The organism is Microcoleus harperi Pol14_C6, from assembly GCF_036701295.1.
In the GTDB taxonomy this organism is placed as follows: domain Bacteria; phylum Cyanobacteriota; class Cyanobacteriia; order Cyanobacteriales; family Microcoleaceae; genus Microcoleus.
Window position 1 is genome coordinate 331,456 of record NZ_JAUBQN010000002.1, and the last position, 19,825, is coordinate 351,280.

The following is a 19,825-nucleotide window of genomic DNA, read 5'->3' on the forward strand; positions in this document are numbered from 1 at the left end:
TTAGGAAGATTTGTGCGCAGTGCGCACCCTACGTTTAGGTTGTGATATGGAGGCAAATCTCTGTGCGGTAAATTTTTAGGCGATCGAGATTTCTGGCGACAAATAAACGTCTTGGATGGCGTTGAACAATTTTACGCCTTCTTCAAAAGGACGCTGAAAAGTTTTGCGGCCGGAAATTAAGCCGCAGCCGCCAGCGCGCTTGTTGATTACTGCCGTGCGAATTGCTTCTGCAAAATCGCTTTTCCCGGAAGCACCGCCGGAGTTAATTAAACCCATCCTTCCCGCATAACAGTTGAGCACTTGATAGCGAGTTAGATCGATCGGGTGATCCGTTGTCAAATCCGAATAAACGCGCTTGTCGGTTTTGCCGTAACTGTGACCGCTTGCTTTAGCAACTGCTCCATAGCCATTGTTGCATTCGGGCAATTTCTGCTTGATAATGTCAGCTTGAATTGTCACTCCCAAGTGATTTGCTTGCCCGGTTAAATCGGCTGCAACGTGATAATCTTTGTCTTGTTTAAAAAAATCGTTGCGGAGATAGCACCACAGAATTGTCGCCATTCCGTATTCGTGAGCGTGAGCAAAAGCTTGACTGACTTCTTGGATTTGCCGCGTCGATTCCGGCGAACCAAAATAAATTGTTGCTCCCACTGCAACTGCTCCCAAATTCCAAGCTTGCTCGACGGTCGCAAACATGATTTGGTCGAATTGATTGGGATAAGTCAGCAATTCGTTGTGATTGAGCTTGACAATAAAAGGGATTTTATGCGCGTATTTGCGAGATACGCTTCCCAAAACTCCCAGCGTTGTCGCGACCGCATTGCAGCCAGCAGAAATTGCTAATTTAATGATATTTTCGCTGTCGAAATAGATGGGATTCGGTGCAAAAGAAGCGGCGGCTGAGTGTTCAATTCCTTGGTCTACCGGCAGGATGGATAAATAGCCAGTATTTGCCAAGCGTCCGCTAGAATAGAGTTGCTGAAGCGATCGCAAAACTTGGGGAGATCGATCGGTTTGAGCAAAAATGCGATCGACCCAATCCGGGCCCGGCAGGTGCAACAAATCTTTAGAAACTTTTGCTTGATGGGTGAGCAAGTCTTCGGCTTCGTCACCAAGCCAAGATTCGATCGAACTGGGAACTGATAGTGTAGCTGTCATACAGATTTCCCTCTCAATTTCAATTGCAGGCTGATGATTGCAGACATTAACCTTGCTGATATTGTAGCGAAAAAATCATATTTTCCATCCCTTCAACGCTAGACTCAGTTTTTAACAAGTTAGCGACAACAGCAGCTAGGACGCGCTACTCTATAATAAGCTGGCAGTTCAGCCGGATCTGCGCTGCCAGCGATCGCCGATCGACTCACAACTTTGCCATCACAATGTCACAAACTTACTTTGATTCTGAAAACGGTCACAAATCCTTCGAGATGCCCGGTGCCAGGCCCCACTACAACCCCGATCGCCCCGGCCAAGTAGAGCACATTTTCCTCGACTTAGTGCTGAATATTCCCAAACAAAGCTTTCGTGGCACTTGCAGCATCCGCATCAATCCAGTCCGCAGCGGTATTGACAAATTAACATTAGATGCTGTAAACCTGAATATTAAATCAGTAAAAGTCGGCGAAATTGAGCAAAATTTCGACAGCGATGGCGAAGTGCTGCAAATTCAACTACACGAACCAACCGAAGCTTACCAACCAATTACAATTGCGATCGAATACTCGGTCGAAAAACCCCAGCGCGGCCTCTATTTTGTCGGTCCGGACAAACACTACCCAGACAAACCAACACAAGTTTGGACTCAAGGCGAAGATGAAGATTCCCGCTTCTGGTTTCCCTGTTTCGACTATCCTGGACAACTCGCTACTTCAGAAATTCGAGTGCAAGTTCCGAGACAACTATTTGCTATTTCCAACGGCGAATTAATTAGTACAAAAAACGAAGGCGACGATAAAATTTATCACTGGTCCCAAACCCAGGTACACCCGACGTATTTAATGACATTAGCAGTCGGAGATTTTGCCGAAATTAAAGACGAATGGAACGGCAAACCAGTTAATTATTACGTGGAAAGAAGCCGCGAGGCAGACGCTAAGCGCAGCATGGGCAAAACGCCTCAAATGCTTGAATTCTTCTCTCAAGCATTTGGCTATCCTTACCCTTTTCCCAAATATGCTCAAGTCTGCGTCGATGATTTCATTTTCGGCGGTATGGAAAATACTTCGACAACTTTGCTAACAGATAGGTGCTTGTTAGATGAACGCGCCGCCCTCGACAATCGAGGTACTGAAAGCTTAGTTGCCCACGAACTAGCTCACCAGTGGTTCGGTGATTTAGTAGTAATTAAACATTGGTCTCATGCTTGGCTAAAAGAAGGCATGGCTTCTTATTCCGAGGTGCTGTGGACTGACAAAGAATACGGCAAAGAAGACGCGGCTTACTATATGTTGAATGAAGCCCGCAATTATTTAGCTGAAGACAGTTCTCGCTACCGTCGGCCGATCGTTACTCACGTTTACCGCGAAGCCATTGAATTGTACGATCGCCATTTGTACGAAAAAGGTGCTTGCGTCTATCACATGATTCGCGCCGAGTTGGGGGACGAATTATTTTACAAAGCAATTCACACTTTTGTGCGGGATAACGCTCACAAAACTGTAGAAACGATCGATTTGCTCAGGGCGATAGAAAAGGCTACCGGTCGCAATCTAATGTTTTTGTTTGACCAGTACGTTTATCGTGGCGGTCATCCAGATTATAAAGTTGCTTATTCTTGGGATGGCGACAGCAAATTAGCAAAAGTGACTGTCACCCAAACTCAGGTAAAAGACAGCAAAAATGGCAACGGCAACAGCAAAGATGTATTTGATTTGAAAATCCCGATAGGCTTCGGTTACAAGCCAGAAAAAGAAGCAGATGATGACAGTTGGGTACGTTCAAACCCGAACCTAAAAACTTTCACAGTCCGAGTGCATGAGCGCGAGCAAAGCTTCTATTTTCCCCTCGAACAGAAGCCTGCCTTTATCAGTTTTGATGTCGGCAATAAATACTTAAAAACAGTTGTTTTAGAGTATGGAATTGCGGAACTCAAAGCACAGTTACAATTCGATCCCGACCCTGTTTCCCGGATTTACGCGGCCCACGCTTTGGCGAAAAAGGGAGGGCTGGAAGCGGTGAAAACGCTGTCAGAAGTTCTCAAGAAAGAGCCGTTTTGGGCAGTACGGACCGAAGTTGCCGGTCAGTTAGCTGAAATTAAACTCGACCAAGTTTTTGAAGGTTTAGTAAGTGGTTTAAAAGATAAAGATGCTCGTGTTCGTCGCGCTGTGGTGAATGCGCTGGGTAAAATCCAAACTCACGAAACTTATAAAGCGCTGAGGTCGATCGTCGAAAAAGGCGACGACAGCTATTATGTAGAAGCAGCAGCAGCGAGTGCTATGGGCTCCATTGCAGGGGCTAACCCCGACGAAAAACCGACCGACGAACAGGTACTCAAAGAGTTAAAATTGGTGCTGAAAGAGCGTCAGGGCTGGAATGAGGTAGTGCGATCGGGTGCGATCGCAGGTTTGGCGCAGATGAAAACTTCGGAAGATGCGCTGAATCTAATTTTGAAATACACAGCCGCCGGTACTCCGCAAGCTTTGCGCTTGGCTGCAATTCGATCTTTGGGCACAATTTCGACTGGTCAAACGAAGGTCAATTTAGAACGGATTTTGCAGCGATTGGCAGAATTATCTAAAGAGACGTTTTTCTTGACTCAAGTCTCTGTAGTAGTGGGATTAGGACAAATGCAAACTCGCAAAGCAATTCGCATTTTGCGTTCTTTAGCTGACCAAACTCCCGATGGCCGCGTCCGCCGCATGGCTGATGAAGCTGTGCAAAGAGTGCAGAAAAATGTTGGTTCTGATGCAGCGGTAAAGCAGTTGCGGGAGGAATTAGACCAGGTGAAAAAGGAGAATCAAGATTTGAGGAGTCGGATGGAAAATTTGGAGGCTAAGGCGAAGAAAGATTAGGTGTAAAACCCCATACCGGCGCAGATAAAGGCAGATATTGGCGATCGGCTTTTATCTGCTTGTCGGTAGATGATTGCACGCGGTTATTATAATAATATTATTGTTCAGCGGGAGTGCATTGGAATTTCCTATTTTCCACATAGGGGAAAAGCCCAATATCTCTATTCTCCACTTTGTTGTCTCTCAACCGGGGAATTAGCGCAAATCAGGATGCAATTTTTATTTCTTAGTTGTCAACTTTTGATGAAGTGGCAGTAGCGTTTTTACCCATAAATATTGCAGAACTCATGAGTATAAGAAGCGCTGTATTGATTGAGCAATCGGGGGTAATTCCCTATCGTATTCAAGACGGAAAAATTGAAGTAATGCTAATTACTTCTTCGGCTAGCAAGCGCTGGGTGATTCCTAAAGGATTAATTGAACCTGACATGACTCCCCAAGATTCCGCCGCCAAGGAAGCTTGGGAAGAAGCAGGTTTGTTGGGTAAAGTGTTCCCGGATTTGCTGGGAACTTACGAGTATCAAAAGTCCGGCTATTTTTGTCAGGTAGGAGTATTTCTACTGGAAGTGCAAGCAGTTCTGGAAATTTGGCCCGAAGCTAGCAAGAGAAAGCGGCAGTGGGTAAGTATTCCTAAAGCAATTAAGCGGGTCAACGAACCGGAACTCAAACTCATTCTTGCGGATTTGCCAAATCGGTTCTGGTGAACAATACCCAGATTCCCGACTTCTTGAAGAAGTCGGAGATCTAATTCCTTAATCGAAAATCGAAATGACATCTTTAATCCCCAAGTACCAAAAAACTTGTCATAATAGACAAAAAGCTTCTCTATATAAATCCTTATGCCCTGTGCCGTTATTCTGACTGCTCTCTCTGTTGAGCGCTCAGCCGTTTGCGCGCATCTGTCCGATATTCAGAAAGAGAGTCATCCACGAGGGACGATTTATCGCTGGGGGAAGTTCGACTCGTCTAAAGCTGTGTGGGATGTCGCCGTTGTCGAAATTGGAGCAGGTAATCCCGGTGTAGCAATGGAGGCAGAAAGAGCGATCGCTCATTTCAACCCTGATGTTATTCTCTTTGTCGGAGTGGCTGGGGGAATTAAAGATGTAGCCCTTGGTGATGTTGTCGCGTCTACTAAAGTCTATGGCTACGAGTCGGGCAAAGCAGAACAAACCTTCAAACCCAGACCTGAAATTGGTTTATCTGCCTATAGGCTAGAGCAACTAGCCATTTTTGAAGCCGGAGAAGATGACTGGTTGAAAAGACTATCTGTAACTGAGCCAATCCCTCGTGTTTTTGTTGCGCCGATCGCAGCGGGCGAGAAAGTGATTGCCTCCACGAAATCGAAGATTTTTCAATTTCTGCGATCGAACTATGGGGATGCAGTTGCTGTTGAAATGGAAGGATTTGGTTTCCTGGAGGCAGCCCGTGCCAATCATCAGGTGTGTGCGATGGTGATTCGGGGAATTTCTGATTTGATTAACAACAAGGCTAAGGTGGATAAGGCGGGTTATCAAGAAATAGCAGCTCGTCACGCCAGTGCGTTTGCATTTGAGATTTTGGCAAAGTTTCAATCAGCAGGTAAACAGTCTGACACTATTACTATTAGTCCAAGCAGTTTGAAGGAAGAGTTCCTGAATGCCTCAAAAGGCTTGTTGGACTGGAAGCGGACGCTCGGCGACAACAACCAACAGATTCCTCGTCCTGAATTAAAGCAACTGATCGATCGCATTGAAACAGAAACTTTTTCTAGCACCATTGTTCTGGGTGAGCCTGGCTGTGGAAAATCGGCGCTAATGGCAACTCTGGGACATTGGGCGGTAGAAGCAAAATATGTGCTGCTGGCAATTAAAGCTGACTATCTCAGCAATACAGTTAACACAATTGAAGATTTACAGCAGGATATTCAGATAAGCAGGCATCCAAAAGAAGCGGTTAAAGCGATCGCCAATACAGAGAAAGTTATTCTCTTGATAGACCAACTGGATGCTGTCTCAGAATTGCTCGATCGTCAACCCGGACGATTGAATATGTTGCTGTCATTCATCCAATCCCTATCTGAAACTAAAAATGTTCACATTGTGGCGACTTGCCGGGAATTCGAGTTTCGTCACGGCACTCAATTTGCTCGTCTGGATTGTTTTCAACGGTTAGATCTTCAGTTACCAACATGGGAACAGATATCTCCTATTTTGGAAAAAGAGAAGCACAATCCGCACAGTATGGGAGAACCATTGCGGGAACTGCTGCGAAATCCATTTCATTTGAGAATCTTTCTGGAAATCGCTAAACCGGATCAAGTTTTTGAATCCTTTCCAAATCTGCTGGATCAGTTGTGGGAAAAACGTATTCCTGAGGAGCCTGAAGCCGCACAATCTATTGCTTTTCTGACGAAACTGGCTGAACGCATGACTGAGGAAGAAGTCCTGTGGCTACCAGCCGCAATTGCCGATGAGTGTCCTAAAATCTGTCGCGTTCTAGAGAAAGCTGGAATTTTGATGACTAATCCAGATAACTCAACCTTGGGTTTCTGCCATCAAACGCTATACGACCATACACTGGCTCGTTCTTTTGCCCGTGGCTCCCAATCGCTTTCTAACTTCGTATTAGAGCGCCAAGATGGTCTTTTCATTCGACCGATTTTGCTGAGGAACCTCAACTATTTGCGTGGCACAGCCTGCCAGAAGTACCAACGAGAAATACAAGCTTTAGTCAACACCTCCAAACTAAAAGTCAGATCGCATATTCGTACCTTGGTGATCGAGTTTGTCGGGGCGCAGTCTAATCCCAATCCCACGGAGGTAGGGCTGCTCGTTCCCTTGCTGGATTCAGAAATAGAGGCAATCAAGGTTTTAGACTCAATGATGGGAAGTCCAGGTTGGTTTAGAACGTTGCGCGATCGCCTCGAATTCCTACGCTGGTTAGAGAAACCAGTAGAGCAAGCAGTTTACTGTTGTCCCCTCCTGACGACAGCAGCAAGTTTCGCCGCCGAGGATGTCTGGAGTTTGTTAGAGGAATATTGGTTGAATGATCGAACTTATGACTTTTTAAGCATTCGAGTGCTATTAAATATTGGTCAGTGGACTTCCGAAAGGGTTGGGTTGACCCAACAGGTCATCCAGCATTCAAATATTGATTGGTATGATGTTGAGCAGATCGCAGAGAAGGTTGCAACAATCTTTCCCAATTTAGCTCCAAAAATTCTACTTGCCCACCTCAATCAAAAATTAGATCGGGCTATCTCAGAGGGGAACAAACCTAAACCAGAACTACCCGCAGATGCAGATGAGATGACTCTGTATCATCATAACTTACTATATGACCCACTCAAGCCAATAGAAAATCTACTCCAACAGTCAAACGCGAGTGATTTCTACGAAATAAAGAGATTTGCAGATGCCTATCCTCAAAACTTCCTGAAAGAGGTTTGGGCTTGGTTTGTCGATGTATGCAGCAGAATCCTGCGAAATGAATTACTAGGTATAAATAGTTATCGAGATGACAAATCCATCAGTTTAGAGTTCAATCGAGGAGAAATTTTAGAAGCGCTATTAGTCTCTGTCACAAAGTTTGCTACTCAAGAACCCATAGCCTTTCTTCGATTCGTTCAGCTAAACGAAAATTCTCAGCTACTGGCTGTCCATCGTTTTCTGGCTCGTGGTTTAGAGGAGGTAGCATCACAGGAACCTCAAGCAGTTTTAGAGTACCTGCTAGCAAACCCAAAACGCTTATGTATCGGTGATAGATGGGATTGCCACAGAGAAACAAAACAACTGATAGCAGCCGTTGTTCCACACTTATCTCCTAAAGAGAGAGCTTTACTTGAAGAAGCGATCCAGCAATTTGATTATTATCTTCCCCAATCTGAATATCCTGCTGATTTGCGTTTCCGACGTTTGCAATCTAATCGCCAGCATCGGTTGCGTCTACTAAGAGCTATTAACGATGAGTATTTGAGTGTTGAGACAAAACTTCTGAGACAACAAGAGGAAAGGGCTTTTCCCTATCTATTGGATCGAGACAGTCAATATCCTACCATTGGTCAAAATGTGGGTCCACGTATGACCAAAGATCAGATGTCTCATGCTTCAGATCAAAACTTACTGAATTTATTCGATGAACTTGCAGATTTAACAGATGCAAACTGTTTATTTCGTAAATCACCTGATAGTTTGGCTGGGACAGGAGGTTCTACAGAACAGTCTGGTGAATTTGGCAGGTTGGTCAAGGATAATCCAGAGCATTTTCTCCGCATTTTGCCACAACTAAAGCCAGAACGCCATGAAAAATATGCAGGAGCAGCTCTAGAAAGTCTGGCTCAGACAGACTTTCCACCAAGTGATTTAACTGAACTTGTTAAACAGCTTGACAAGCGAGGATTCAATTCTGAAGACTTTCGCGAGTATGTTGCCCGTACTCTAGAAAAAATTGCTGAGCATCAAGGGCTTTCAGTATCAGTCTTGGCTCTCCTGGAAAACTGGTTATCTACTCACACCAAGCCAGAACTGGAACACTACCGAGCCAAAGAGGATCGGCATTCCCATCTGAATTCATCTATTTTATTTAATACGACAGTCTTTGAGGTGCGGCCCGGTGGTCGAGGCAATATTGTACGAGCGATCGCAGCGTGCTATCTCAAGCAAAATCCCCCAAATTTAGAAGGTTGGGAAAAATTTATCAGATCGCAACTGAGTATCGAACCTCATCCAGCCGTTTGGGTTGATATTCTGGCCCATATGCCGCCACTCTTGAATGGTGATCGCGCAAAAGCTACAGAATTGTTTGACACTGTTATCCACAACTACCCAGAGGTTTTGCAATATCAATTTGCACTCTATTTCATTGCACACACAGTTGGATGGTTTGAACCAAAAGAAACTGTACAGAGTTGGCTGGAAATGCTTCGGGCTAATAAGTCCAACTTTTCTCAACAAGCCTGTGGTGAATTGCTACTAATTCACTACTTTCAATATCAGGATGAATGGTCAGTTGAGAGGATTGGCCATCACCTTGCCACTCAAGACAACGAAGCAATTCTTTGCGGACTCGCTCACGCAGCAAGTCATCTATGGGTTCAACAAAGATGTCGGCCGATCGCCGCAAAAATTCTCTATACCCTTGCTTCTTCTTCTACCGAATCAATCCAGCACGCTGTAGCAAGCGTTTTCCGCTGGAGTCGCGATCGCTTTCAACTGAATCCTGGAATGGTGAAGATCGTTGAAGCAATCTGCAAGAACCGGGGCGCACTTTTGGCAGCGGCCAACGATCTGACTGAAATTATTGAAACAAAGAATTTAGTGGACAACAATCCTGAGATTGTGGTTAAAGTTTGTCAGAGTTTGATTGGCATTTTTGCAGACCTCACCAATCCAGCACCAGCAACAGCATTCATCGCGGAAAGTTTAACGACAATCGCCATTCAACTACATCGTCACCCCCTACCCCTATACCGCGATATTGGTTTACAGATATTCGAGGATCTACTTGCCTTAAATCTCAGAGAAACCCGGTCTGCATTAGAAACACTCGATCGAAAACCGCATCGATTTGGTTTATACATCGCTCCCAGAAGAAGGTTGCGTAGTCGCCGCACCGACCATCATTGAATGCGATTGGCCACAAAAGCATTTCTCCTCACTCAGACCTCCAGAGTAGGTGAAATCAGGCACAATAACAGTAAAACTCACTCCAAGAACAAAATGACTGAAGAAGACCCCATCCTGAAAATCTGGCTGCTAGAATACGACAAACTCAAAGCCGAGCAAACCCAGCGGATTGGTTTCCGAGACAACCTCCTCTACGTCACCTTGGGTTTGTTCGGTACAATCGTGTCCTTTGCAGCTTCCAACTCCGCCAACTACTACGCCTTTCTAATCCTCCCCTGGGCTTCCTTGATTCTCGGCTGGACTTACCTAGTAAACGATGAAAAGATCAGCGCGATCGGGCGCTACATTCGGCTGACCTTGGTCGAAAAGGTTAAAGAAAAGACCGGACACGCAGAGGTAGAATCTCTATTTGGTTGGGAAATTGCCCACCGGAGCGATCGCCACCGATCGCGCCGCAAAATCGAGCAACTTATTGTTGATGAAATTACCTTCGTCGTGTCAGGAATCATTACCCTGATTTCCTTCTGGGCCTTAGTACCTGGCACACCTTTAGCTATCAATATTTTGGGTGTGGTTGAGCTACTCCTGCTGCTGATCTTGGGTTGGGAAATCATCGTCTACGCTGACTTAGCACAGGGGCGATAAATCCATAGACTGGCGATCGCTGCAAATCCCAGAGAAATTGCAGCAACAAGTCCATAGGCATTAATACAGATTAAGCGTTAGCTGAGAGAAAAGGAATACTTGCGGCTAAGTTATCCTTAACTTCAATTCCCTGTTTTATCGCCCAAAACTGGCTCAAAAAGTGAATTTGCCGCAAGCCTACAACTAAATTTAAACCAGGTACAAAAATCCACCAAACTGTTAGCGGTTCTTTGATTCCTTCTTGGCGGTACAATTCGTTAACTGTCTTGTAAAGTTTGAACTGTACGATGTAAATCCAAGCAATACCTAGCAAGGAAAACCAACCAAACCATCCGGGAACGTCAGGATCGAATATCCGCAAAGCTTGGGGGACGGCTACTCCTAAAACAAAGGGAAGCAAGCAAAGGGTTCCCGACCAACCGCTGCCGTTATAGCGACGCAATTCTTCTTGAATAATCCATTTGTACCATCCGTAATATAGCAGCAAGCTGACTCCAGACAGCAAAATTACTCGCCACAAAGAGCGCGGTTTACCTAAAGGTTTGTCGGACATATTTAGATGTAAGATATGAATGGCTGTCTTGATTGTATTAACATTTGTTAATTATTGCAAAATCATTTCTCGAATCGATCGCGCTGTTGCAGGGGCCAGCAGAACACCGTTGCGATAGTGGCCGCTGGCGATGAGAACGCGATCGTTACCGGGAAGCGTCTCGATAATTGGGGCCGGCCGCCCTTCCGGCCGCGGGCGCAATCCTGACCATTTCCTGATGATTTCAGCTTCTGCTAAGCCCGGACAAAGTGATCTCGCCCTCGCCATCACTTGCCCCAACATATCAGCATTCGCCTGAATTTCCTCGCCATTGTCTGAAAACTCCACCGTCGCCCCCACCCAAAATTCCTGATCGCCCAAGGGCACAATGTGAACGTCATCGCAAGTAATTACTGGCCTAAAATCAGGGTTTCCTAAAGGCTTGGCCGATCGCAAATGCAGCGCTTGTCCCAACACCGGGCGAATGTCAACCAACTGATTTAACGATGCAGTCACAGCAGCAGAACCCAAACCAGCCGCCACGATTAGTCGATCGAACTCCAAAGTAGCAGCAATCTCCGCTGCTTCAACGGGCACGCCAAACTCAAAAATCGCCCCATTTCGTTCAGCAGCATCAACCAAAGCCAAAGTTAGCGCCGTCGGATCGACTTGCCGGTCTTGAGGCGAATAAATCGCAGCAATAATGCGATCGTTTAAAGAGAGATGAGGGCAGCGATCGCGCACTCGTTCCACATCCCACAGTTCCAGTTGCCAACCTTGAGATCGGCGAGTTGCTATCAAATTTTCCCACTTAATTAAATCCTCTCCCTCCGAACAAAGCATTAAAATTCCTTGTTTGTTAAAAGGAATTTTTCGCCCCGTAACTGCTTCCAATTCTGGAATCAAAGTTTCGTAGCGCTGAAGGCTGGTTTCCCTGAACTGCCAATTTCTGCCCTTAGTTTTGTGGCTGATAACTCCCATCAAAACACCGAGTGCCGCGCCAGTAGAACCTTGTGCCGGCGGCTGTTTGTCGAACACAGTAACTTTCAGTTCGGGAAATTGACTTAGTTCAAAGGCGATCGAAGCCCCAATAATACCGCAACCAATAATTGCAACGCGAATCATTCAATTTTAGATTTTATATTTTAGATTTTATATTTTATAGAAGTTTTTCATAGGGTTCTGACCGCAAAGCGTGTCAAATTAACAGTAAAATCCTCTGTTTTTATCGTTTGTCTCGAATTCTCGATCCCCCTAAATCCCCCTTAATAAGGGGGACTTTGAATGCTCTGCCCCCCATTTTAAGGTGGAGTTTGAATACTCTTGTCCCCCCCTTACTAAGGGGGGTTAGGGGGGGTTTAGACTCGACTACAAGCGATATTTATTATGGGCTTCAGTCTTAATTTGACACCCATCAACTGCCAAGCCTACAAACCCCTAAAGCTATTAAGCTTTAGGAATTAGCTGCAAGAAGGTATCGAAATCATTGACAGCTTTTTGATAGCTGGCCGTGACTTTTGCATAGTCAAGCTCTTTAGCAGCAAGATCGATGTTAACCAACTCGGTAAACAAACTCTTAGTTAAATCAACAGCTTGTTGTTGAGACTTAGGCAACAAACTCGCAGAGACGGTTTTCATGGTGTTCCGCAAGTCGCCTAGAGGCCCGTGAATGTAAGTTCTGGTATCAACCCAATTCTGTTTTTGAATTAAGGTTCCCAGTTTATCCATGCGCGATCGGAACTCTGTCAGGGTAGGAACATAGCGCTGAATTTGCTGGGTCTGGGCTGCTGTGTAAGTCGTTGGAACTTTTGCTTCGACACTGCTGCAACTAACCAGAAACGCCATCAAAAACGCCATCATCAAGGCAAAAATTGAACGGGGACGAGTCATATCGATTTTAGATTTTAGATTTTAGATTTCTCGTTCTCTGGCTCTGCCTGGGAATGCAGCTCGGCGAGGAGCTGGTTCACTGACCTAGCACCGAGAGTTATGTACAAAATATTATTTTACCTCCTGGCGGCGCAGAAAAGTGATCACAGAATTGCCAACTTTTTCAGACCAATGTTCTTGAGGATAATGCCCCGCTTGTTCCAGTGTGACTAACTCTGCATTTTGCAGGGAACCGACTAGCTTTTGAACAGGTTCAACACTCAGCCAAGGATCTGTCAAACCCCAGACAAATAAAGTTGGTCGAGTCCATCCTTTCAAGCCGGATTCAATTTCTGCCATTGACTGCGGCAATTGAATATTGCGGACAGTATTCATCAGCGATCGACCTGCATCCGAACTCTTCAAAAACGGGCTGCGGTAAACATCTAAATCCTTGTCTGATATTGTCTGGCGGCTGCCGCCTTCGAGAGTTCTGTCAACCAAAAGCGGGTCTTGCGTCATCATGTCGCCAATAAAAGGCAGCCCCAACTGCTGCATTTTCCAAGGCAATTTGATATCTGCTGAAACTGGTGTATTGATGATGGCTAGACGCTCAATTTTATCGGGATTTCGCAAAGCGTATTGAATGCCGGCTGAAGCTAAAAATCCTTGGACAACGAGGTAAAATCGGTCTAATTCTATAGCTTGAATAAAGCCAGCGAGGGCGTCAACAAAAGCATCGGGAGTGTAGGCAAAGTCGCGCTTGTCTGGTTTTGTCGATCGCCCGTAACCCACCCAATCAGGGGCGATCGATCTAAATCCCTGTGCAGCCAAATCCGGCATCATTACAGTCCAGGTAAAACTCTGGGACGGCAAACCGTGCAGCAGCAGTACGGGCGGTTTCTCAGTTGCGTTAACCGGATTTGTTTCCCGATAAAACCATTTCAGCGGGCCTACTTCAACTATCTTCTCATCAATTAACATTATTTTACTGGTTATTTATCAAAGAATAAGGCGGGGAATACCCGCCCTACTTACCTAATAGTTGGGTGTGCACAGAGCACGTTACCCAACTAATGACAGCCGCGTTTAGAAATTCATTTCAGCAGCTTGAACTTTTTCGACCTGTTTCTTCTTGAGAACCAGCATGATTTGAGCCAGCATGGTTATAGCCACGAAAGCCATCAATCCTTTAACTCGACCTGCACTTTGCAGCACAATTTCCACGTCTTTTTGACCGAAGCCGCCCACATTAGGATTGTTCGTCAAAAGTTCGCCTGCTGCAACTGTTTGTCCTTCGGAAACAATCAGTTCTGGACCGGCAGGAATCGTATCAACAACCGCTGCACCTTCGGCAGGTTGAATTGTCACTTGATAACCGCCATCTTCAGGTTGAGCAATCTTAGAAATGGTGCCAGCTACCGAAGCATTGTAAACAGTATTATTGCTCTTTTCGCCAGTAGGATAAACCTGACCGCGGCCGCGGTTGCCACCAACATAAATTTGGTATTTGCCGTAGTGAACGGACTTGTCAGTTTCTGGATTCGGCGACAAAACTGGGAATACCAATTCTTTGTACTGTTCTCCCGGTACTGGGCCCACTAAAACAATATTTTCTTGGGTTTCGCTGTAAGGTTGGAAGTAAAGATCGCCGACTTTTTCCTTCATTTCTTCGGGAATTCTGTCAGCGGGAGCAATTTTGAAACCCTCGGGCAACATCACTACAGCGCCTACATTCAAGCCGCTTTTGCTGCCGTCGCCGCCAACTTGTTGAACGTTAGTATCGTAGGGAACTTTGACAATAGCTTCAAACACCGTATCTGGCAAAACAGATTGCGGTACTTCAACTTGAGTCGGTTTTGCACCGAGGTGACAGTTAGCGCAAACAATGCGGCCTGTTGCTTCGCGGGGAGTAGCGGGTGCAGTTTGCTGAGCCCAGAAAGGGTAAGCAAATGCTGCTTGGGGAAGTGCGATGTCGCTGGTGAGGAAAAATGCTGCGGCTGCGATCGCAATTAAGGCTGTTTTCGCGATCGTCCTGGCACTGCGGCGAAATATCGCAGATAAATTAGTTTGTGGCATTAGAGTATTCAATCTCAAAGGTCAGACAATTTTGGATTTTGGATTTTGGATTTTGGATTTTGGATTTTGGATTTTGGATTATTAGACTGCTTTAGGGATGCAATTATCTGTGGTTTTCACCATTCACCCCCTATCTAAAATCTCAAATCAAAAATCCAAAATAGTTTAAGACCACCAAGGTGCTTCGCCGGTGCGGAAATCTGTTTCTGTCCAAGTTGTAAAAGCGATCTTGTCATCTGCGACAGTGGCGTGGGCCAGGGCCAGAGACAAAGGCGCGGGGCCGCGCACCACTTTGCCCTCATTATTGTATTGAGAACCGTGGCAAGGACAGATAAACTTGTTTTCGCTAACATTCCAAGGCACGACGCAACCCAAGTGAGTGCAGACTGCATTGATGCCGTAGTCGGCGATAGATTGGTCTTCTTTCACCACAACATAGGTGGGGTCGCCTTTGAGACCTTGGGCTAAGGTGCGATCGCCCGCAGGGTGCGAAGTCAAATATTCGCTAACGATGATGTCGTTACCCAAAGCATCTTTAGCTGTCACTCCGCCGCCAACTGCCCCACTCGACGGAGGAACAAAATATTGGACAACGGGATAGAGTGCGCCCAGTGCCACACCTGTGACTGTACCGAACGTCAGCAAATTCATAAATTGGCGACGCCCCATATCGGGAACATCGGGATTTCCAGCAGAAGATTGAGCCATGACCTGCCTTTACGGTTTTAAGTTACGTTTGTTTGTTTGTTTGCTGTTAGCGAACCTGTACGTGCAGAGGAAGGAGGATAATTGCCGTTAATCTGCTCGCACAAATTTTAGGCCGCGAAAATTCCTTTTAAGAATGCGCCTTCCAGCCTTTATTAGAGTATTATTACATTTTTTGAACTTTGTCTTTTATTGTTTAATGGATTAACTCAGGAGCAACCATGACGGGCAAGGATTTACACCAGCTACTGCTAGAAAAATGGGGAAAGTCTTACGATATCAGATTGCGGCGAACGCGGGGCAAGATTTTTGTGCAAGTTATGTGGAAATATTTAGAACAGGCGTCTTTTCCGATGACGGAGGCTGATTATTTCGAGCATTTGGATGCGGTGGCCAATTACCTCAACGGCTGGGGGAGCACTGAACAGGTGAGAGAATACATCGTAACTACTCGCGATCGCCCCCGCTTGGGTAAAGCTGTCAGCGTTCCTCTAGATTTGGGTGAAAGAGCCTCGGAGTGGTTGCTAGACGAGTTTTGAATCACTCTGTCGATTTTAGATTTTAGATTTTAGATTTTAGATTGACTCCACAGCCGGGATCTGGGGGAGTTCCCTAAAGTTTTGTGTCGCGCCGCGGCTGGATTAGTTGAGCCCAAAGTCCCGAAAATCGATCGGCGAGCTTGTCATACGACTTGCTGCTGGTGAGAAACTAAGCTGTAACGCATCTAATTTGCACAGTTGTTTTGGTTCAAAGTCTTCTGTGGCGGGCTTTGCTGCGCGCCCCCAACTGTGGGATTTAAATGCCGCAACAGTTTCTGGGGCTTTTTAGGGGCTTTTTAAATTTTGGGCGATCGGACTTCTAGCTTACCAAAATCATCGGAACCAATTTCTGTCAACAATTTCACATACAATGAGTGTCAGATATCTTGTGAAATTTAGGAGAATGTTGTAATGGGTGTTGCACTGGGAATGGTTGAAGTCTTAGGATTTCCCGCTGCAGTAGAAGTTGCGGACTCAATGGTGAAAGCAGCCCGTGTTACTTTAGTTCGCTATGAGAAAATAACCCGCGCCTACTGGACAATTATAGTGCGAGGAGATGTTTCTGAAGTGCAAGCAGCCGTTGCTGCTGGAGTGGAATCAGTTAAAAAGGTGGATGGCGGAAAGTTGCTATCGTATCACATAATTGCTCGTCCCCACGAGAATCTGGATTACGTTTTGCCGATCGGCTATACTCCCGAAGTAGAACAGTTCCGAATGTAGTCAAAGTTTTGACAAAACTTTGGTGTGGAATTTTAACTTTTAGTAATTATAGAGGCGCGGGCGATCGCGTCTCTATATTTTTTTTGCTGCGAGTCGATGTATCTTTGTGCTGTGTTTATCTGCGGTATATTTTGCTGAAGCAGCAGGCAGAATAATTCGGAATTCTTAACCGCAGATTAACGCATATCAACCCAGACAATACCATCACCCAGTAATCAAATCACTGGCGGTGATTGTGATCTGAACTCCCTTCAGAATTCCGATGATTACCCCATTTTGACTAATCTCGGTATCTAAACCATTAATCCCAGACTTAGAAGTTATGTCTGTAAACGGAGCGCGTGAACGTACCAAAAGTTTATCTTCACCTTGCTTGAAGTCAGCAACAGTATCTATTCTCCCACTCGTCCAAAGCCTAAACTTGTCAGCCCCCCTGCCACCAACCAGATAGTCATCACCGCTCATACCAAACAATAAGTCGTCGCCCCCCCCGCCAATCAACGTTTCGCTGCCGTCTCCACCAAGGAGAGTATCGTTATACCTAGAACCTATCGCTACTTCGATCCCGGAGAGCGAGTCTATGCCGCCCTGCCCGTCGGAAGCCCGACCTAACCCAGACCCGTCGCCGACTGCCCCCAACTGGAGATAGACGCCAGTTCCTCCAAAACTGTAAGATACTGTGTCGATGCCATCCCCGCCATTGAGCAAGTCATTGCCAGCAAGACCCGACAAAGAGTCATTACCGCGCCCGCCCAATAGCGTTTCATTGTAGCTCCCGCCAACTAAGGTGTCGTCGAAGTTAGAACCTATAACAACTTCAATGCCAGAGAGCCAGTCTACGCCAGAGAGCCTGTATCCAGCGAGCAATCCATCGGTAGTCCTGCCAAACCCAGACCCGTCGCCGACTGGCTCCAACTGGAGATTGATACCAATTGTCGCACTTGTGTACGATACTGTGTCGATGCCATCCCCGCCAACTAGGGTGTCGTTGCCAGCCCCGCCATCAAGAAAGTCGTTGCCAGCCCCGCCAACTAGGGAGTCATCGTCAATGCCACCAATCAGGGTGTCATTGCCGATCCCACCGTAGAGCCAGTCTTTCTCCTGGCTGGAATTTGTAAAGAAGTCTTTGCCTTCACCATTGAGATAGTCATCGCCACTGCCACCGTAGAGAGTGTCGTGGTCGTCGCCTGTGTACTGACGATTACCGTGACCATCACCGCCATACAGAGTGTCATTGCCATCTCCCCCATAGAGCAGATCTACCCCTCCGCCACCGTCGAGTTCATCATTGTCAACTCCACCATCTAGAATGTCATTGTTCTCCCAACCATGTAGAACGTCATTTCCTTCTCTACCATAGAGTGTGTCCGCACCACTTGAATAATTATCACCGAGCGGGTCGCCAAGAAGATAATCATTGTCTTCTCCGCCGTCGAGCACGTCATTAGCGGAACCTCCATAGAGACTGTCATCGCCAGTTTCACCCACCAGAAGGTTAATATAGGTGGAATACTCTTGATTTCCAGCATCAAGTTGGTCATCGCCACTTCCACCATAGAGAGCATCATCCCCCATTTCACCATCAAGTTGGTCATCGCCACTTCCACCATAGAGAGTATCATCCCCCATTCCACCATAGAGAGTATCATTACCAGCTAGGCCATCGATGATGTCATCGCTAGCAATGAAAGGGCCAGGGCCGTATAAAGTGTCAGGGCCTGGAGTGCCAGTTATTGGTGGTTCCATATATTTAATTTCCTATTGAGATTAAGAAAATGAATCGGAAGTTTTACGTTGTTGTTCCGTAATTTCACTGTGTGGGTATGTTATCTCTAAATCGAATACTAAGGATCGGCTTGTGTCAAATCTTCATGTAAACCTTAAGAACTAAATTATTAAAATAACTTATGATTGCAGCAAGATCGCCTAAAAAATAGTGTGAATTAAGGCTCAAAACCTTGACCCCAGACACCTAACACTAAACTTTGCTAATGTGAATTTTATATTTTATATTAAATACTTATCAAACAGATACTAAATCAGCAAAGATTATCAGATCAAACAATCAACTTACTCAAATAGCTGAGAAGCTTAGCTTTACACAATGTTTATAACTTTACTTAAGTAAATAGGGAATTCGCCCTCAAAATAGCTGAAGCAATGTTTTTAAGATAAGTAGACAACAATCCCAATCTCGGCTAAAAATAGCAGACAATTTTAAAATTCAGATGTTCGGTAACTTTTACATTGTCTGCTATTCTTAATTGTCATCGTCCTAAAAGCTTCACCAAACCAACGCCGCCAAAATACAAGCTCAGCACCGCCCCTCCTAAAAGACTTTGCGTTAAAGGGTCAGTAGAAGGCGTTAAAACCGCTCCCAAAACTGCCGCTCCCAAGACTACATAACGCCAGCCGGAGAGCATTTGGTTGGAAGAAACTATGCCCAAAACACCGAGCAATACTTGGAGAATCGGGATTTGAAAAGCTAAGCCAGTGCTGAACATTAACAGCAGCACAAATTTAAAGTATTTGTCGATCGACCACAACTGCTCTACAACATCCGCCCCATAGCTAACAAAGAAGTTGAGCGCCGCCGGAATCAGAGCGATGTAAGCAAAGACTAACCCGCCCAAAAATAGGAAACTCGAACCGAAAAACACAGGCCCAAGCAACCTGCGTTCTTTGCGAGTCAAGCCGGGGAGAACAAACAGCGCTATCTGGTAAAAAATAAACGGAGTGGCGATCAGCAAACCGCTGTATCCGGCTACTTCGATAGAAACAAAGAAATACTCGCCGGGAGCTAGTTGCAGAAACTTCACGGGCCCGGCCGGTACTTCTAGCAGTTGCACGATGGGTTTAACTGTCAAAAAACAACCGATTACAGCGATTACTACTGCAATTAGCGAGTAGAAAAGTCGCATACGCAATTCTTCTAAATGCTCGAATAAAGACATCTCAACTTCATCGGGAAGTTCGTCGAGAAATTCGTTTTCTAAGTTGCGGGAACCCATTGCACCGCCCGCGATTGGTGCAATGCTGTTTTCCTGGCTAATTGCTTCGAGGTTGTTGTCGGAACCTTGTTCGGATGTCTCCAAGTTTGAGGGAGCAGTCATAGGGAAT

At 45.8% G+C, this 19,825-nt stretch carries 15 protein-coding genes; 6 read left to right on the forward strand and 9 right to left on the reverse strand.

The genetic code is table 11. From position 1 onward, the window contains the following. Positions 1 to 75: 75 nt before the first annotated feature. Positions 76 to 1,158, reverse strand: coding sequence for a class I fructose-bisphosphate aldolase (locus QUA27_RS03085; protein WP_333066265.1), 1,083 nt, complete (start codon positions 1,156 to 1,158; stop codon positions 76 to 78). 224 nt (positions 1,159 to 1,382) lie between these two features. Between QUA27_RS03085 and QUA27_RS03090 the strand changes: the two genes are divergently transcribed. The 4 genes from QUA27_RS03090 to QUA27_RS03105 all read left to right on the forward strand — a co-directional run bounded on the left by QUA27_RS03090 (position 1,383) and on the right by QUA27_RS03105 (position 10,261). Beyond that, positions 1,383 to 4,013: a M1 family aminopeptidase gene (locus QUA27_RS03090; RefSeq protein WP_333066266.1), complete on the forward strand. Its 2,631-nt coding sequence runs from the start codon at positions 1,383 to 1,385 to the stop codon at positions 4,011 to 4,013. Between the two features lie 287 nt (positions 4,014 to 4,300). Continuing rightward, a complete protein-coding gene (locus tag QUA27_RS03095) occupies positions 4,301 to 4,717 on the forward strand; it encodes an NUDIX hydrolase (RefSeq protein WP_333066268.1) in 417 nt (138 codons plus the stop codon). Positions 4,718 to 4,852: 135 nt separating this feature from the next. After that, on the forward strand, positions 4,853 to 9,616 hold the full coding sequence (locus QUA27_RS03100) for a phosphorylase family protein (RefSeq protein ID WP_333066270.1): 4,764 nt from the start codon (positions 4,853 to 4,855) through the stop codon (positions 9,614 to 9,616). Positions 9,617 to 9,709: 93 nt separating this feature from the next. Beyond that, complete coding sequence (locus tag QUA27_RS03105) at positions 9,710 to 10,261, forward strand: hypothetical protein (protein WP_333066271.1); 552 nt, start codon at positions 9,710 to 9,712, stop codon at positions 10,259 to 10,261. Positions 10,262 to 10,331: 70 nt separating this feature from the next. Here QUA27_RS03105 and QUA27_RS03110 read toward each other — a convergent pair whose 3' ends face one another. The 6 genes from QUA27_RS03110 to petC all read right to left on the reverse strand — a co-directional run bounded on the left by QUA27_RS03110 (position 10,332) and on the right by petC (position 15,449). After that, entirely contained in the window at positions 10,332 to 10,814 is a 483-nt protein-coding gene (locus QUA27_RS03110; protein ID WP_333066272.1) for a hypothetical protein, read from the reverse strand. Between the two features lie 51 nt (positions 10,815 to 10,865). Further along, positions 10,866 to 11,918, reverse strand: coding sequence for an NAD(P)/FAD-dependent oxidoreductase (locus tag QUA27_RS03115; RefSeq protein ID WP_333066274.1), 1,053 nt, complete (start codon positions 11,916 to 11,918; stop codon positions 10,866 to 10,868). Between the two features lie 321 nt (positions 11,919 to 12,239). Then, positions 12,240 to 12,683: a photosystem II protein PsbQ gene (gene psbQ / locus QUA27_RS03120; RefSeq protein WP_333066275.1), complete on the reverse strand. Its 444-nt coding sequence runs from the start codon at positions 12,681 to 12,683 to the stop codon at positions 12,240 to 12,242. Positions 12,684 to 12,794: 111 nt separating this feature from the next. Continuing rightward, positions 12,795 to 13,646 carry an alpha/beta fold hydrolase gene (locus QUA27_RS03125; protein ID WP_333066276.1) on the reverse strand — a complete coding sequence of 284 codons (852 nt, stop codon included), beginning with the start codon at positions 13,644 to 13,646 and terminating at the stop codon, positions 12,795 to 12,797. Between the two features lie 105 nt (positions 13,647 to 13,751). After that, positions 13,752 to 14,741, reverse strand: coding sequence for a cytochrome f (gene petA, locus QUA27_RS03130; RefSeq protein ID WP_333066277.1), 990 nt, complete (start codon positions 14,739 to 14,741; stop codon positions 13,752 to 13,754). A 165-nt stretch (positions 14,742 to 14,906) separates the two neighbouring features. After that, a complete protein-coding gene (gene petC, locus QUA27_RS03135; protein WP_333066278.1) occupies positions 14,907 to 15,449 on the reverse strand; it encodes a cytochrome b6-f complex iron-sulfur subunit in 543 nt (180 codons plus the stop codon). A 218-nt stretch (positions 15,450 to 15,667) separates the two neighbouring features. On the opposite strand from petC, the gene QUA27_RS03140 reads away from it, so the two are divergent. Together QUA27_RS03140 and QUA27_RS03145 are read left to right on the forward strand one after the other, a co-directional pair. Continuing rightward, positions 15,668 to 15,985: a DUF3067 family protein gene (locus QUA27_RS03140; protein WP_190661639.1), complete on the forward strand. Its 318-nt coding sequence runs from the start codon at positions 15,668 to 15,670 to the stop codon at positions 15,983 to 15,985. Between the two features lie 411 nt (positions 15,986 to 16,396). Further along, positions 16,397 to 16,705, forward strand: coding sequence for a carbon dioxide-concentrating mechanism protein CcmK (locus tag QUA27_RS03145; protein ID WP_332957925.1), 309 nt, complete (start codon positions 16,397 to 16,399; stop codon positions 16,703 to 16,705). 204 nt (positions 16,706 to 16,909) lie between these two features. Here QUA27_RS03145 and QUA27_RS03150 read toward each other — a convergent pair whose 3' ends face one another. After that, the gene (locus tag QUA27_RS03150) at positions 16,910 to 18,451 is read right to left on the reverse strand and encodes a calcium-binding protein (RefSeq protein WP_333066279.1); all 1,542 of its coding nucleotides are present in this window, start codon (positions 18,449 to 18,451) and stop codon (positions 16,910 to 16,912) included. A gap of 521 nt (positions 18,452 to 18,972) precedes the next feature. Beyond that, positions 18,973 to 19,818 (reverse strand): twin-arginine translocase subunit TatC, encoded by an 846-nt coding sequence (gene tatC, locus QUA27_RS03155; protein ID WP_333066280.1) that lies wholly within the window; start codon positions 19,816 to 19,818, stop codon positions 18,973 to 18,975. Positions 19,819 to 19,825 lie beyond the last annotated feature (7 nt).